We start from the raw sequence: 15,072 nt of genomic DNA, 5'->3' as shown, positions 1-15,072 counted from the left end.
TGTTATCAGTAGCCCGGGCGAGCCTTGAGCTGCTCGGCCGCGGCTTTGGCCAGGTCCGGCGGCAGGAAGTCCTTGTCCGGGTTGTAGTCGGCCTTGAGGTAGCGTGCCAGGTCCTGCAGGTCCCCCGGATTCAACGTGCCCGCCGCCTGCTTCAAGCGCAGGTTATCGAGGATGTAGTCGTAGCGGCTGTTGTTGTAGTTGCGCACCGACGCGTACAGCTGGCGCTGGGAGTCGAGCACGTCGACGATATTGCGTGTGCCCACCTGGTAACCGATTTCCGTGGCTTCCACCGCGCTCTGGTTAGAGATGATCGACTGCCGGCGCGCCTGCACCTGCTCCACATCGGTGTTCACCGCGCGGTGCAGGTTGCGGGTGTTTTCCACCACCTGGCGGCGCAGGCCTTCGCGTTGCTGCTCGGTCTGGCCCAGGCGCGAGTAGGATTCACGCACCTGCGAACTGGTCAGCCCGCCGCTGTAGATCGGGATGCTCAGGCGCAAGCCGATGGTGCGTTGTTCCACATCGCCACGATACGGCGTGCCGAAGGCATTCGGGTTGCTGAAGCCGAGGGCGTCGTTATCGCCTTTTTCATACTGCGCCACCGCGTCCAGGGTCGGCGCATGCCCGGCCTTGCGCTGCTTGAGGGTTTCTTCGGCGGCGGTCACGGCGTAGTTGCTGGCGAGCAGGTTCAGGTTCTGGCGGCCGGCGGTTTCAACCCAGGCCTTGGCGTCGTTCGGCAGCGGCGGCAATACCGGCAGCGTGTGCACGATGCCCTGGATCGAATTGTATTGGCGGTTGGTCAGGGTGATCAGCGCTTCGAAGGCGTCTTCCACCTGGCGCTGCGCGAGGATGCGGTTGGCTCTTGCGGTGTCGTAGCTGGCCTGGGATTGCAGCACGTCGGTCTTGTCCGACAGGCCCACGTCGAAGCGTTCGTTGGATTGGTCCAATTGACGCTTGAAGGCATTTTCTTCGGCCTTGGTGGAGGCCAGGTTGTCCTGGGCGCGCAGCACGGCGAAGTAGTTTTCGGCGCTTTGCAGGATCAGGTTCTGTTCGGTGGCCGACAGTTGCAGCGCGGCCTGTTCGTTGACGGCTTCGGCAGCTTGCAGCTGGAACCAGCGGTCGGCGCGAAACAGCGGCTGGCTCAGGGTGGCGCGCCAGGAGTGCGCATCGCGGTTGGCGGTGGCCGCGGGTGTATCGATCTGGGTACGCACATTGTTGATATCGGCACCCCCCGATAGATTCGGCAGCAAGCCGGCACGGGCCTGGGGCACCACTTCCTTTTGCGCGCCGTACTGGGCGCGCGCGGCGGCCAGGTCGGCGTTGTTGTCGACGGCCTCCTGGTAGACGCTGACCAGATCGGTTCTGGCGGACAGGGGCGCTTCAGCTGCCCAGACCATTCCGTTGGTCGCACAAGACACGGCGACAGCCAGTGAGAGTTTGCGCAGCATGAGGCGATCCCTAGTATGAATATTACGGTGATAATTTAGCGCTCAAGGCTACGGCTGGCCAATCCTGGCGTCAAGCATTGAGGCAGCACACGAGTGTAGTGGCGAGATCCCGGCGCAACAATCCTGTAATCACGCCATTCATCACGCTGAATGCACCGCCGTTGGCAATTTGCCCCCACCCTGGTCTAGACTGGCCGGGTTCTTGTCGGGGTGCCTTGTTGGAAGGCTGAGATCGGTAAATACCGGATCCCGTTGAACCTGATCAGGTTAGCGCCTGCGTAGGGAACAAGATTTCTCGTCACCCGGCGAGTCCTCTTGTGCTTCGTCCGGGATGCTGTTCGACAATCGAACAGTCCTCTTGTATTGAGCACAGCACTGCTTCCAGTGCGTCCGTCCGTCTCAGGTTCGCTCCGACAACAATCCACCGCCTGGATAAGTTGGAGAGCCCGTGATGAGCACAAAACCAAAAAACACCGTGCATTTGAGTGAGTCGGCCAAGGTCGACGCAGGCTCTGTGCAACCCTTTACCCGCTCGCAAAAAATCTACGTACAGGGCACTCGCCCGGACATTCGCGTGCCGATGCGCGAAATCAGCCTGGATGTGACGCCTACCGATTTCGGCGGTGAGATCAACGCGCCAGTGGTGGTGTATGACACCTCCGGCCCCTACACCGCCCCCAACGTGATTATCGATGTGCGCAAAGGCCTGGCCGATGTGCGCTCACCCTGGATCGAAGTGCGTGGCGACACCGAGCGCCTGCCTGGTCTCACTTCGCACTTCGGCCAACAGCGCCTGAGCGATGCCGAACTGACCGCCCTGCGTTTCGCCCACGTGAAAAACCCGCGCCGCGCCAAGGCCGGTGCCAACGTCACCCAGATGCATTACGCGCGCAAAGGCATCATCACCGCCGAGATGGAATACGTCGCCATTCGCGAAAACATGAAGCTTGAAGAAGCCCGCGCCAGCGGCCTGCTCGACCAGCAACACGCCGGCCACAGCTTCGGCGCCAGCGTGCCGAAGATCATCACGCCAGAATTCGTACGCGAAGAAATCGCCCGCGGCCGCGCGATCATCCCGGCCAACATCAACCACACCGAGCTGGAGCCGATGATCATTGGCCGTAACTTCCTGGTGAAGATCAACGGCAACATCGGCAACAGCGCCCTGGGTTCGTCCATCGAAGAAGAAGTGGCGAAACTCACCTGGGGCATTCGCTGGGGCTCGGATACGGTGATGGACCTGTCCACTGGCAAGCACATTCACGAAACCCGCGAGTGGATCATCCGCAACTCGCCGGTGCCGATCGGTACCGTGCCGATCTACCAGGCCCTGGAAAAGGTTGGCGGTGCCGCCGAAGACCTGACCTGGGAGCTGTTCCGCGACACCCTGATCGAACAGGCCGAGCAGGGCGTCGACTACTTCACTATCCACGCCGGCGTCCTGCTGCGCTACGTGCCGCTGACGGCCAAGCGCGTCACCGGTATTGTTTCTCGTGGCGGTTCGATCATGGCCAAGTGGTGCCTGGCGCACCATAAAGAGAACTTCACCTACACGCATTTCGACGAAATCTGCGAAATCATGAAGGCCTATGACGTCAGCTTCTCCCTCGGCGACGGCCTGCGCCCCGGTTCGATTGCCGACGCCAACGACGCCGCGCAATTCGGCGAGCTGGAAACCCTCGGCGAGCTGACCAAGACCGCCTGGAAGCATGACGTGCAAACCATGATCGAAGGCCCCGGCCACGTGCCGATGCAACTGATCAAGGAGAACATGGACAAGCAACTGGAGTGCTGCGACGAGGCGCCGTTCTACACCCTCGGCCCGCTGACCACCGACATTGCTCCGGGCTACGACCACATCACCTCCGGTATCGGTGCGGCGATGATCGGCTGGTTCGGCTGCGCCATGCTCTGCTACGTCACGCCCAAGGAACACCTGGGCCTGCCGAACAAGGATGACGTTAAGACCGGCATCATCACCTACAAGATCGCCGCCCACGCCGCCGACCTTGCCAAAGGCCACCCAGGCGCGCAGATCCGCGACAACGCCCTGAGCAAGGCGCGCTTCGAGTTTCGCTGGGAAGACCAGTTCAATCTCGGCCTGGACCCGGACACCGCGCGGTCCTATCACGATGAAACCCTGCCGAAGGATTCGGCCAAGGTCGCGCATTTCTGCTCCATGTGCGGGCCGAAATTCTGTTCGATGAAAATCACCCAGGAAGTGCGCGAGTACGCGGCCAACCAGCGCATTGATGCGGTGGATGTGGACGTGGCCAGGGGGTTGGCGGAGCAGGCGCAGCGGTTCAAGCAGGAAGGTAGTCAGCTGTACAAGAAGGTCTGATCCGGGATTGGCGGTTGCTGTACCGGCCTCATCGGGGGCAAGCCTCCTCCCACATTTGAATGTGTTCGCAATTCAAAATGTGGGAGGGGGCTCGCCCCGATGGCTATCTCCCAAACAACAAATGTTTCTCAGAGACAACACCCTTGAACATTCAAACCAGCGCCTACTCCCCCGACATCGCGGTGCCTGCTGACAAGCGCGTGTTCGGCGCCCGCGACCTGTTCTCCCTGTGGTTCTCCCTCGGCATCGGCCTGATGGTCCTGCAAACCGGCGCTTTGCTCGCGCCGGGCCTGGGCCTGTCCGGCGCCTTGCTGGCGATTTTTCTCGGCACGCTGGTGGGCGTGCTGTTGCTGGCCGCCGTCGGCGTGATCGGCAGTGACACCGGCCTGTCCGCCATGGCCGCGCTCAAGCTCAGCCTCGGCGCAAAGGGTGCCAGCCTGCCGGCGCTGCTGAACCTGCTGCAACTGATCGGCTGGGGCTCGTTTGAAATCATCGTCATGCGCGATGCCGCCAGCCTCCTGGGCGCGCGGGCGTTCAGCGACGCCAGCCTGATGGCCAGCCCGTTGGTGTGGACGCTGTTTTTCGGTGGCTTGGCGACGTTGTTGGCGGTCAGCGGGCCACTGACCTTCGTGCGCCAGATTTTGCGCAAATGGGGCATCTGGCTGCTGCTCGGCGCGTGCCTGTGGCTGACCTGGAACCTGTTCGCCAAGGCTGACCTGGCCGCGCTCTGGGCCCAGGCCGGTGACGGTTCGATGCCGTTTGCGGTGGGGTTTGATATTGCCATCGCCATGCCGCTGTCGTGGTTGCCGTTGATCGCCGACTACTCACGTTTCGGCAAACGCGCCCAAAGCGTGTTCGGCGGCACCGCACTGGGGTTCTTTATCGGCAATTTCTGGCTGATGAGCCTGGGCGTGGCCTATACCCTGGCGTTTGCGCCGAGCGGTGAGGTGAATGCGCTGTTGCTGGCGCTGGCCGGCGCGGGCCTGGGGATTCCGCTGTTGCTGATCCTGCTGGATGAGTCGGAGAACGCGTTTGCCGATATTCACTCGGCGGCAGTGTCCAGCGGGATTCTATTGCGCTTGAAGGTCGAGCACCTGGCATTGGCAATTGGCGTGATCTGCACCTTGATCGCCTGTTTTGCCCCGTTGGCGCAGTACCAGAACTTCCTGCTGTTGATCGGTTCGGTGTTCGCGCCGCTGTTCGGCGTGGTGCTGATGGATCATTTCGTCCTGCGCCGCCGTGGCCAGGGCGTGCTCACCGGCCTGCGTTGGCCGGCGCTGTTGGCCTGGCTGGGAGGCATCGCCACCTATCATCTGCTCGCCAACCTCTACCCGGATGTCGGCGCAACCCTGCCGGCGCTGGTGCTGGCAGGGCTGTTGCAGTTCATCCTGGGGCGGGCCTTCAGCGGCGTGCGGGCACCAGTTCAGGCCTGAGGATGCCGTCGAGGCGCGAGTAGGGGATCTGCAGCTCGACGTGGCCCAGGGCGTACGGCGCGATGGTAGTGGTGGGGTACTTGAGGATCACGCCACCGTAGGTCAGCGCCACGTTCGGGGTTTTCTGGAAGGGGTATTTTTTGACGAATTCCGCTTCCAGGCTCAGGCGGGTGCTGATCAGCCAGCTGTTATGCGCCACCTGGGCGGCTTTCCAGAACGCGTCTTCCTTGCCCGGCAGCAGCATGTCGGTGAGTGACAGGGCCTTTTGCTGCTGGCGCGAATAGTTGATGAACGCGCGGCCCGGCTCGCCATGGGTGGCGCCCTGGTCCAGATAGCTGGACAACTCGATGATCACCAAGCCGTCATGCTGCTCACGTACTTTGGCCTGCAAGTACATGCTGTTGTTCGGCGCGGCGGTTTTCAGGAATTGCTCGCGATACGTCTCCAGGCTGGTCGGCAGCGGGTTGGCGCCGGTCATTTCCAGCAGGCGCTGTTCGATCAGCGCGTCCAGCTTGGGTTCCTTGGCAAAGTGCACGGTGTCGATATTCACCAGTGCGCAATCGGCGCTGGCACAGCCCGGCCGAGTTTGTTCGGAGGTGTCACGGGTGGCCTCCAGCGGGGTGCGCCAGCTGGGTTGGAACAGGCTTTGACAGGCGCCGAGGGTTAGGGCGATGCAGGTCACGGAGGCGATTTTTAACAGCGACATGGAAGTCCTTCGTCTATCGATAAGAGCGAAATTGTGCAGCTTCGACTACCGGCAAGGCAGTCAGTTCGCCACTAAGCTCATTAGAGTGAATTTGACGCCCGCCGTCTATCCCGGCAACCGGAAAGGGGCTGCGCCAAGGGGCATGAGCGCGTTAGGATGGCGCGAATTGCCCAGGCATAACGAGGAAGGGATATGACGGACTTTGCAAAGTCGACGCCGAGCACGATTGAAATCGTTCAGCGCGAAAATGCCTACAAAGGCTTCTACAAACTTGATCGCGTGCAACTGCGTCATGAGAAATTCGACGGCGGCATGAGCCGGGTGATCAACCGTGAAGTCTTCGTCCGTCATGACGCCGTGTGCGTGCTGCCCTACGACCCGCAGCGTGATGAAGTGGTGTTGATCGAGCAGTTCCGCATAGGCGCCATGGGCCGTACCGATAATCCGTGGCTGGTGGAAATGGTCGCCGGCCTGATCGACAAGGACGAAGAGCCGGAGGAGGTTGCGCACCGCGAAGCCGAGGAGGAAGCTGGGCTGACCTTCTCCGCGCTGTGGCCGATTACCAAGTATTTCCCGTCGCCCGGCGGCAGTACCGAATTTGTGCATTTGTTTCTGGGTCGTTGCGACAGCTCGGGGGCAGGTGGCGTCCATGGACTGGAAGAAGAGGCAGAAGACATCCGCGTGACGGTCTGGGCATTCGAAGACGCCCTGCAAGCTGTGCGCGACGGCAGGATTTCCAACGCAGCCAGCATTATCGCCCTGCAATGGCTTGCGCTTAATCGCGCGGAAGTGAGGGGGTTATGGCAGTAAAGGCACGGGAACGTTATCGGGTCGACCTGATCGGGCTGCAAGCGGCCTGCGAGGCCAACTATGCGCGGCTGATGCGTCTGCTGCCCGACATGCGCCACGCGCCCGAGGCGCGGCGCATCGGGGTGACCCACGGCGATCAGATGCTCGGCGTGCTGGCCCTGGAAGTCATCGTCAATTGCCCGTACACCACCACCTTGCGCGTGCGCCAGGAGCACAGCCTGCCGTGGCTGCCGGTGCCGCAACTGGAAGTGCAGGTGTATCACGACGCGCGCATGGCCGAGGTGATCAGCGCCGAACATGCGCGGCGCTTTCGCAGCATCTATCCTTACCCGAATGTGTTCATGCACCAGCCCGATGAGAAAGCACAGCTCAATGTGTTCCTCGGTGAATGGTTGAGCCACTGCCTGGCCTTGGGCCATGAGTTTGAAGTCGTGCGCTAGATGTGAACTGCGTTTGCTTCCCTGGGTTTCCTCTTTGTGTCCTGCCCCAGCATAATCACGCCACACCTCCATTTTTGTGATTGCCTTGGGAGAACGCCTTGCCGAGCGTATCCGTCGTGAACCCCGATGCACCGGTATTACTGGTGCAACTGTCCGACAGCCATTTGTTTGCCGAGGCCGACGCTGTGCTGTTGGGCATGAATACCCGTGAGAGCTTGCGACGGGTGATCGAGCTGGTGCGCGCGCAACAGCCGCAGGTCGACCTGGTGCTGGCTACGGGCGATTTGTCCCAGGACGGTACGCTGTCGTCCTATCAGCAGTTTCGCGAGATGACCGCGCTGCTCGACGCCCCGGTACGCTGGATTCCCGGCAATCACGATGAACCGCGGATCATGGCGCAGGCCGCTGTGCACAGCGACCTGCTGGAGCCGGTGGTGGACGTGGGCAACTGGCGCATTACCCTGCTCGACTCCGCTGTGCCAGGCTCGGTGCCGGGCTACCTGCAGGATTCACAGTTGCAATTGCTGGCCCAGGCGTTGAGCGAAGCGCCTGCTCGCCATCATTTGGTGTGTTTTCACCATCATCCGGTGCCCATCGGCTGCGCATGGATGGAACCCATCGGCCTACGCAATCCGGATGCTTTGTTTGCCGTCCTCGACCGTTTTCCCCAGGTGAGGGCAGTGCTCTGGGGCCACGTGCATCAGGAGATCGACAGCAAACGCAACGGCGTGCGCCTGCTGGCGTCGCCATCCACTTGCATCCAGTTCGCACCGGGCAGCGAGGACTTCAAGGTCAGCGAGGAGGCGCCAGGGTATCGTTGGCTGCGTTTGCATGCCGACGGACGGTTGGAGACTGGCGTAGAGCGGTTGGTCGGCTTCGCGTTTATGGTGGATTACGGTAGCAACGGCTACTGAGATTTACCTGTAAACTGCGCCCTTTTGGCGCAAGCACGGAGAGCCCGGCATGTCCGCTTCGATCCTGTACATCCATGGCTTCAACAGCGCGCCGGCGTCCAACAAGGCCAGCCAGTTGATCCGCGTGATGGACGCCCTCGGCCTGGCCGACCAACTGCGTGTGCCGGCCCTGCATCACCATCCCCGTCAGGCGATTCCTCAGTTGGAAGACGCGATTGCGCAACTGGGCCGGCCACTGCTGGTCGGCAGCTCGCTCGGCGGCTACTATGCAACCCATCTTGCCGAACGCCATGGCCTCAAGGCGCTGCTGGTCAACCCGGCGGTGAGCCCCCATCGGATGTTCGACGGTTACCTGGGCACCCAGAAGAACCTCTACACCGATGAAAGCTGGGAGCTGACGCATGATCATGTGACGGCGCTGGCCGAGCTGGAAGTGCCGGCCCCCCAGGATGCCGCGCGTTATCAGGTGTGGTTGCAGACCGGGGATGAAACTCTGGATTATCGCCTCGCCCAGCAGTATTACCGGGCCTGTGCCTTGCGTATCCAGGCCGGTGGCGACCATGGTTACCAGGGGTTCGCCCGGCAATTGCCGGCGCTGCTGAGCTTTGCCGGCATTGGCGCGGATCAGTACCAATCCTTCGATTTTTCGGCACTGTAATTGCCTTGGAAATCGCAGGTCACTTTTTAATCGAACGACTCACGACGAGACCCCATGGCCACTCCCAGCGCTAGCTCTTATAACGCCGACGCCATCGAAGTCCTCTCGGGCCTCGACCCGGTGCGCAAACGCCCCGGCATGTACACCGACACCAGTCGGCCGAACCACCTCGCCCAGGAAGTCATCGACAACAGCGTCGACGAGGCCTTGGCCGGGCACGCCAAGTCGGTGCATGTCATTCTTCACGCTGACCACTCCCTGGAAGTGTCCGACGACGGTCGCGGCATGCCGGTGGACATTCACCCGGAAGAGGGTGTGTCGGGCGTCGAGCTGATCCTCACCAAGCTGCACGCCGGCGGCAAGTTCTCCAACAAGAACTACCAGTTCTCCGGCGGTTTGCACGGCGTGGGTATTTCGGTGGTCAACGCCCTGTCCACCCTGGTGCGGGTCAAGGTCAAGCGCGACGGCAACGAGTACGAGATGACCTTCGCCGATGGCTACAAAGCCACCGACCTGCAAGTAATCGGCACCGTTGGCAAGCGCAACACCGGCACCAGCGTGTACTTCGCGCCGGACCCGAAATACTTCGATTCACCGAAATTCTCCATCAGCCGCCTCAAGCACGTGCTCAAGGCCAAGGCGGTGTTGTGCCCCGGCCTGCTGGTCACCTTTGAAGACAAAGGCACGGGCGAGAAGGTCGAGTGGCATTACGAAGACGGCCTGCGTTCGTACCTGGAAGACTCGGTCAGCGACTTCGAACGCCTGCCCAACGAACCGTTCTGCGGCAGCCTGGCCGGTAATAAAGAAGCCGTCGACTGGGCGCTGCTGTGGTTGCCCGAGGGTGGCGACAGCGTGCAGGAAAGCTACGTCAACCTGATCCCCACGGCCCAGGGCGGTACCCACGTCAACGGTTTGCGCCAGGGGCTGCTGGATGCCATGCGCGAATTCTGCGAATACCGCAGCCTGTTGCCGCGTGGCGTGAAGCTGGCGCCGGAAGACGTGTGGGAGCGCATTGCGTTCGTGCTGTCGATGAAGATGCAGGAGCCGCAATTCTCCGGCCAGACCAAGGAGCGCCTGTCGTCCCGCGAGGCCGCCGCGTTTGTGTCCGGTGTGGTCAAGGACGCCTTCAGTCTGTGGCTTAACGAGCACCCCGAACTGGGCCTGGCCCTGGCGGAGCTGGCGATCAACAACGCCGGCCGTCGTCTCAAGGCGAGCAAGAGGGTCGAGCGCAAACGCATCACCCAGGGCCCGGCACTGCCCGGCAAGCTGGCTGACTGCGCCGGACAGGATCCGATGCGTTCCGAACTGTTCCTGGTGGAGGGTGACTCCGCCGGTGGTTCCGCCAAGCAAGCACGGGACAAGGAATTCCAGGCGATCCTGCCGTTGCGCGGCAAGATCCTCAACACCTGGGAAGTCGATGGCAGCGAAGTGCTGGCCAGCCAGGAAGTGCACAATATCGCCGTGGCCATCGGCGTCGACCCTGGCGCGGCGGACATGACGCAACTGCGCTACGGCAAGATCTGCATCCTCGCCGACGCCGACTCCGACGGTCTGCACATCGCGACCTTGCTGTGCGCGCTGTTCGTGCAGCACTTCCGCCCACTGGTGGATGCCGGTCACGTCTACGTCGCCATGCCGCCGCTGTACCGCATCGACCTGGGCAAGGAGATTTTTTACGCCCTGGACGAAGCCGAGCGCGATGGCATCCTTGACCGCCTGGTAGCCGAGAAGAAACGCGGCAAGCCACAAGTCACGCGATTCAAGGGCCTGGGCGAGATGAACCCACCGCAACTGCGTGAAACCACCATGGACCCGAACACCCGGCGCCTGGTGCAGCTGACCCTGGAGGACTTTGCCGCCACTTCGGAAATGATGGACATGCTGCTGGCGAAGAAACGCGCGCCTGACCGTAAGTCTTGGCTGGAGTCCAAAGGCAACCTGGCCGAGGTGCTGGGTTGATGCGCAGCGGTTTCGCCCTGGCGATACTGTTGTTCTGCGCTTTGGAGACCGCCCCGGTGGTCGCCGAGCCCAAGACCGAGCTCAGCTTGATCGCCGAGCACCCGGTGGAGGGCATGCGTGGCGGTAACCTGTCGGGCCTGGCCTTGTGCGGTGATGAGTTGTGGGCGGTTTCTGATCGTGATGACGATCAGATTTACCTTCTGGATACCCGTACAGCAACGTGGCAGGCCCAGGCACTGAACATCGATGTGCCGCCGGTGCCGGAGTCCGGGCTGCCCTGGGGCTTGCGCTCGCGCACCAAGGCTGCCTCGTTCGTTCGAGGCGGGGACCTGGATTTTGAAGGCATCACCTGCGATGCCGTGGGTAACCGCTACATCGTCAGCGAAGCCCATGCGGCGGTGCTGCAGGTGCCGATGGCCGGTGCGCCGCAGTGGCTGAAAATCGCCCCGGGCATGGTGCGTGAAGCCCGCGCCAGTGGCCTGTTACTGCACTTCAACGCGTTGTTCGAAGGCGTGGCGATCAACCCTGAGGGTAACCAGATCTGGCTGGCGGCCGAGCGTGAGCGGCGTGGGCTTGTCTCGATCAAGCGCCCGCAAAGCCTGTGGGATTGCGACGGTCCATGCGTATTGCTGAGCGAGGCAGGGATTGAAATGCAGCCTGGCCAGATGCCCAAGGCCAAGGCCATCTCCAGGAATTTCTCCGATGTGACGCTGTTCAAGGGCAAGTTGTTCACCCTTGAAAGCAGCCAGTACCAACTGTGTCGCCGCGATGCCGTGACCGCTGCGGTGGAGCGGTGCTGGTCGTTTGCCGCCGACATGCTCGCACCGCAACGCCAATATGATCAGCCCTACGGCCTGGCCGAGGCGCTGGTCATTGATGACGGCGGTGCCTGGATCGGCCTGGACAACAACTTCGGCCCACGCGCCGATGGTGAAAAACGTCCAATGGTCTACCGTTTTGCCGCCCCGGCCGGTGGCTGGGGCGCCCAGCCATGAGCCATCCCTTTTTTGAAACGACCCGGCACAGCGGCATTAGCGCTGCGCCTGACCCAACATTGATGAGGCCCGCATGAGTGACATCCTCGCAGACAGTTTAGATGGCGTAGAGCGCCGGTCGCTGGCTGACTTCACCGAAAATGCCTACCTCAACTACTCCATGTACGTGATCATGGACCGTGCCTTGCCGCATATCGGCGACGGCCTCAAGCCCGTGCAACGGCGCATCATTTACGCCATGAGTGAGTTGGGGCTGGACGCGGATTCCAAGCACAAGAAATCGGCGCGTACCGTCGGTGACGTGCTGGGTAAATTCCACCCCCACGGTGACTCGGCGTGCTACGAAGCCATGGTGCTGATGGCCCAGCCGTTCAGCTACCGCTATACGCTGGTGGATGGCCAGGGCAACTGGGGTGCGCCGGATGATCCGAAGTCCTTCGCCGCCATGCGCTATACCGAGGCGCGCCTGTCGCGTTATTCGGAAGTTCTGCTGAGCGAGTTGGGACAGGGCACCGCCGACTGGGGCCCGAACTTCGACGGCACGCTCGACGAACCCCTGGTGTTGCCTGCACGTTTGCCGAATATCCTGCTCAATGGCACCACCGGCATCGCTGTCGGCATGGCGACCGACGTGCCACCGCACAACTTGCGCGAAGTCGCCACGGCCTGTGTGCGCCTGCTCGATGAGCCAAAGGCCACCGTCGAACAGTTGTGCGAGCATATCCAGGGCCCGGACTATCCGACCGAAGCGGAAATCATCACGCCGCGCGCCGACCTGCTGAAGATGTACGAGACCGGCAAGGGGTCGGTGCGCATGCGTGCCGTGTACCACGTCGAGGATGGCGACATTATCGTCACCGCACTGCCGCATCAGGTGTCCGGTGCCAAGGTGCTGGAGCAGATCGCCGCGTTGATGCAGGCCAAACCGTCGAAACTGCCGCAGGTCGCCGACCTGCGTGACGAGTCCGACCACGAAAACCCCTGCCGTATCGTGATCATTCCGACCAACAGCCGGGTCGACCACGAAGTGCTGATGCAGCATCTGTTTGCCAGCACGGATCTTGAGTCCAGCTACCGCGTCAACATCAACATCATCGGGCTCGATGGCAAGCCGCAGTTGAAGAACCTGCGCAACCTGCTGGTGGAATGGCTGGCGTTCCGGGTACAGACCGTTCGTCGCCGTCTGCAATTCCGTTTGGACAAGGTCGAGCGTCGCCTGCACCTGTTGGACGGTTTGCTGATCGCCTACCTCAACCTGGATGAGGTGATCCACATCATCCGCACCGCCGAGCACCCGAAAGCCGAACTGATCGCGCGTTTCGAGCTGAGCGAGATCCAGGCTGACTACATCCTCGACACCCGTCTGCGTCAGTTGGCGCGGCTGGAAGAAATGAAACTGCGCGACGAACAGGACGCGCTGCTCAAGGAACAAGCCAAGCTGCAAGCCCTGTTGGGCAGCGAAGCCAAGCTGAAAAAGCTGGTGCGCAGCGAGCTGATCAAAGATGCCGAAACCTATGGGGATGATCGCCGTTCGCCTATCGTTCAGCGTGCAGAGGCGAAAGCGCTGACGGAAACCGAGCTGCTACCGAACGAGAAAATTACCGTCGTTCTGTCGGAAAAGGGTTGGGTTCGCTCCGCCAAAGGGCATGATATTGACGCCACCGGCCTTTCCTATAAGGCCGGCGATGGCTTCAAGACCGCAGCGGCCGGGCGTTCCAACCAGTTTGCGGTGTTTATCGATTCGACTGGGCGCAGCTATTCGGTACCGGCGCATACGTTGCCGTCTGCACGAGGGCAGGGCGAACCCCTGACCGGGCGGCTTACGCCGCCGCCGGGAGCGAATTTTGAATGTGTGTTACTGCCTGACGATGATTCGCTGTACGTGATCGCGTCTGATGCGGGCTACGGCTTTGTGGTCAAGGGTGAAGACCTGCAGGCCAAGAACAAGGCGGGCAAGGCGTTGTTGAGTCTGCCGAACAACGCCAAGGTGATCCTGCCACGGCCGGTGGACGACCGTGAGAGTAATTGGCTGGCGTCGGTGACCACCGAAGGGCGCCTGCTGGTGTTCAAGATCAGTGACTTGCCGCAACTGGGCAAAGGCAAGGGCAACAAGATTATTGGTATCCCAGGTGAGCGCGTGGCCAGTCGCGAAGAGTACGTGACCGACATTGCGGTGATCCCGGAAGGCGCGACCCTGGTGCTCCAGGCCGGCAAGCGCACGCTGTCGTTGCGCCCCGATGACTTGAACACTACAAGGGCGAGCGTGGCCGGCGCGGTAACAAACTGCCTCGGGGCTTCCAGCGGGTGGATGCCTTGTTGGTGGAAACGCCGGTTTAAGGCGTACTAGAGGGCTCGATCTACGATTTAACCCGTAGATCGACGCTTTGGCGCTGGAGTCATGGCGCATATTCACGGATGATATGGCCTTTCCAGCGCCGGCGTGGCCGAGCGTGTTTAGGTTATTTTTAGTATTACATTGTGGTTCGCCTTGTGGCAGCCACCTGGATGGGATGATGACTGCTCCACGCCTTCCTTTTATTTTCATGCTCGCTGGCCTACTGGGGCTGGCGGGTTGCAGCACGCACCAACCGGTGTCGCTGTACCAGCTGGACAGCGGAAGTCCGGCGCAGCCAGAACAAGCTGCCGGCATGGCCGTCCTGTTGGGACCGGTGGTCGTCGCGGACTACCTGCAACGCGAAACCCTGCTGCAGCGTCAGAGTGACGGCAGCCTGCAAGGTTCAACCGATGGCCGTTGGGCGGGCAGTTTGTCGTCCGATATCAACCAGTTGGTCTTGCGCCAGGTCGCTGGCCATCTCGATAGCCAGCGCGTCGTCCTCGCGCCCGCACCGACTGGTTTCAGCCCGGATGTGCAGGTGCTGTTGACCATCACTCGGCTCGATTCCGGCAAGTCGCAACCGGCGATTCTCGACGCGCAGTGGCGCCTGATCGACCGTCGCGGCCAGGTACGTGATAACCGCATCGTGCACCTGCAGGAAGAGCATACCGGGACTACCGCGTCCCAGGTCCAGGCCCAGGGCGTGCTGTTGCAGCATCTGGCGCAACAGTTGTCGGTGGCCCTCAAGCCACTGGCCAACCAGCCGCCGATTGCCGAGGCGCCGCGCAAGCAAGCCCCGGCGCAGGCCAAGCCGGCCGCACCGCAAAGGCCAAAAATGCCAATGGCTGCACCGATTCGTACGGATATGGAAGTGTTCAGGTTCTGACCTGAAACGCAGACAAACAAAAGGCCCGCTGACTCAGCGGGCCTTTTTGTTGATGCGCGACTTAAGCCGCGCCACGGAGCAAATGTGGGAGCGGGGCTTGCCCTGATGCCAGTCAGTTAAGGCTTTGAATGGGTAAAAAGTGATCTGTGG

11 protein-coding genes, 1 pseudogene and 1 riboswitch are annotated in these 15,072 nt (G+C 61.8%); of the genes and pseudogenes, 10 read left to right on the top strand and 2 right to left on the bottom strand.

The features are described 5' to 3' along the window. Positions 1–5: 5 nt before the first annotated feature. Positions 6–1,445, bottom strand: a complete 1,440-nt coding sequence (locus JWR98_RS02615) for a TolC family outer membrane protein (protein WP_078731301.1) — start codon at positions 1,443–1,445, stop codon at positions 6–8. A gap of 196 nt (positions 1,446–1,641) precedes the next feature. Next, positions 1,642–1,747, top strand: a riboswitch (TPP riboswitch). Between the two features lie 149 nt (positions 1,748–1,896). Between JWR98_RS02615 and thiC the strand changes: the two genes are divergently transcribed. Continuing rightward, positions 1,897–3,786: a phosphomethylpyrimidine synthase ThiC gene (gene thiC / locus JWR98_RS02610; RefSeq protein WP_205489240.1), complete on the top strand. Its 1,890-nt coding sequence runs from the start codon at positions 1,897–1,899 to the stop codon at positions 3,784–3,786. 143 nt (positions 3,787–3,929) lie between these two features. Next, complete coding sequence (gene cytX, locus JWR98_RS02605; protein WP_205489239.1) at positions 3,930–5,219, top strand: putative hydroxymethylpyrimidine transporter CytX; 1,290 nt, start codon at positions 3,930–3,932, stop codon at positions 5,217–5,219. Here the strand turns inward: cytX and JWR98_RS02600 are convergent. Further along, entirely contained in the window at positions 5,188–5,925 is a 738-nt protein-coding gene (locus JWR98_RS02600; RefSeq protein WP_205489238.1) for an RsiV family protein, read from the bottom strand. The two genes, cytX and JWR98_RS02600, sit on opposite strands and share 32 nt — an antisense overlap. Before the next feature lie 192 nt (positions 5,926–6,117). Between JWR98_RS02600 and JWR98_RS02595 the strand changes: the two genes are divergently transcribed. From JWR98_RS02595 to JWR98_RS02560, 8 genes and pseudogenes are all read left to right on the top strand, one after another. Beyond that, a complete protein-coding gene (locus JWR98_RS02595; RefSeq protein WP_003171322.1) occupies positions 6,118–6,735 on the top strand; it encodes an NUDIX domain-containing protein in 618 nt (205 codons plus the stop codon). After that, positions 6,726–7,175, top strand: a complete 450-nt coding sequence (locus tag JWR98_RS02590; RefSeq protein WP_003171323.1) for a DUF1249 domain-containing protein — start codon at positions 6,726–6,728, stop codon at positions 7,173–7,175. The genes JWR98_RS02595 and JWR98_RS02590 overlap by 10 nt, the downstream gene beginning before the upstream one ends. Positions 7,176–7,273: 98 nt before the next feature. Continuing rightward, positions 7,274–8,089 (top strand): 3',5'-cyclic-AMP phosphodiesterase, encoded by an 816-nt coding sequence (cpdA, locus tag JWR98_RS02585; RefSeq protein ID WP_078731305.1) that lies wholly within the window; start codon positions 7,274–7,276, stop codon positions 8,087–8,089. Positions 8,090–8,138: 49 nt separating this feature from the next. Then, on the top strand, positions 8,139–8,747 hold the full coding sequence (locus tag JWR98_RS02580; RefSeq protein WP_205489237.1) for a YqiA/YcfP family alpha/beta fold hydrolase: 609 nt from the start codon (positions 8,139–8,141) through the stop codon (positions 8,745–8,747). Positions 8,748–8,801: 54 nt separating this feature from the next. Continuing rightward, positions 8,802–10,706 carry a DNA topoisomerase IV subunit B gene (parE, locus tag JWR98_RS02575; protein ID WP_205489236.1) on the top strand — a complete coding sequence of 635 codons (1,905 nt, stop codon included), beginning with the start codon at positions 8,802–8,804 and terminating at the stop codon, positions 10,704–10,706. Then, positions 10,706–11,701 (top strand): esterase-like activity of phytase family protein, encoded by a 996-nt coding sequence (locus JWR98_RS02570; RefSeq protein ID WP_078731307.1) that lies wholly within the window; start codon positions 10,706–10,708, stop codon positions 11,699–11,701. Before parE ends, JWR98_RS02570 begins: the two co-directional genes overlap by 1 nt. Before the next feature lie 73 nt (positions 11,702–11,774). Beyond that, a pseudogene (gene parC / locus JWR98_RS02565) lies at positions 11,775–14,038 on the top strand (DNA topoisomerase IV subunit A). Positions 14,039–14,214: 176 nt separating this feature from the next. Beyond that, the gene (locus JWR98_RS02560) at positions 14,215–14,922 is read left to right on the top strand and encodes a PqiC family protein (RefSeq protein ID WP_078731308.1); all 708 of its coding nucleotides are present in this window, start codon (positions 14,215–14,217) and stop codon (positions 14,920–14,922) included. Positions 14,923–15,072: the final 150 nt, after the last annotated feature.

The organism is Pseudomonas lactucae (assembly GCF_016937615.1).
GTDB lineage: Bacteria > Pseudomonadota > Gammaproteobacteria > Pseudomonadales > Pseudomonadaceae > Aquipseudomonas > Aquipseudomonas lactucae.
This window is presented reverse-complemented; position numbering and strand designations above follow the sequence as displayed.

What these genes read in the sequence shown, in the direction of transcription:
- JWR98_RS02595 (WP_003171322.1), top strand. Translation starts at nt 6,118, where the DNA reads ATGACGGACTTTGCAAAGTCGACGCCGAGCACGATTGAAATCGTTCAG.
- parE (WP_205489236.1), top strand. Translation starts at nt 8,802, where the DNA reads ATGGCCACTCCCAGCGCTAGCTCTTATAACGCCGACGCCATCGAAGTC.
- thiC (WP_205489240.1), top strand. Translation starts at nt 1,897, where the DNA reads ATGAGCACAAAACCAAAAAACACCGTGCATTTGAGTGAGTCGGCCAAG.
- JWR98_RS02615 (WP_078731301.1), bottom strand. Translation starts at nt 1,445, where the DNA reads ATGCTGCGCAAACTCTCACTGGCTGTCGCCGTGTCTTGTGCGACCAAC.
- JWR98_RS02570 (WP_078731307.1), top strand. Translation starts at nt 10,706, where the DNA reads ATGCGCAGCGGTTTCGCCCTGGCGATACTGTTGTTCTGCGCTTTGGAG.
- JWR98_RS02600 (WP_205489238.1), bottom strand. Translation starts at nt 5,925, where the DNA reads ATGTCGCTGTTAAAAATCGCCTCCGTGACCTGCATCGCCCTAACCCTC.
- JWR98_RS02590 (WP_003171323.1), top strand. Translation starts at nt 6,726, where the DNA reads ATGGCAGTAAAGGCACGGGAACGTTATCGGGTCGACCTGATCGGGCTG.
- JWR98_RS02560 (WP_078731308.1), top strand. Translation starts at nt 14,215, where the DNA reads ATGACTGCTCCACGCCTTCCTTTTATTTTCATGCTCGCTGGCCTACTG.
- JWR98_RS02580 (WP_205489237.1), top strand. Translation starts at nt 8,139, where the DNA reads ATGTCCGCTTCGATCCTGTACATCCATGGCTTCAACAGCGCGCCGGCG.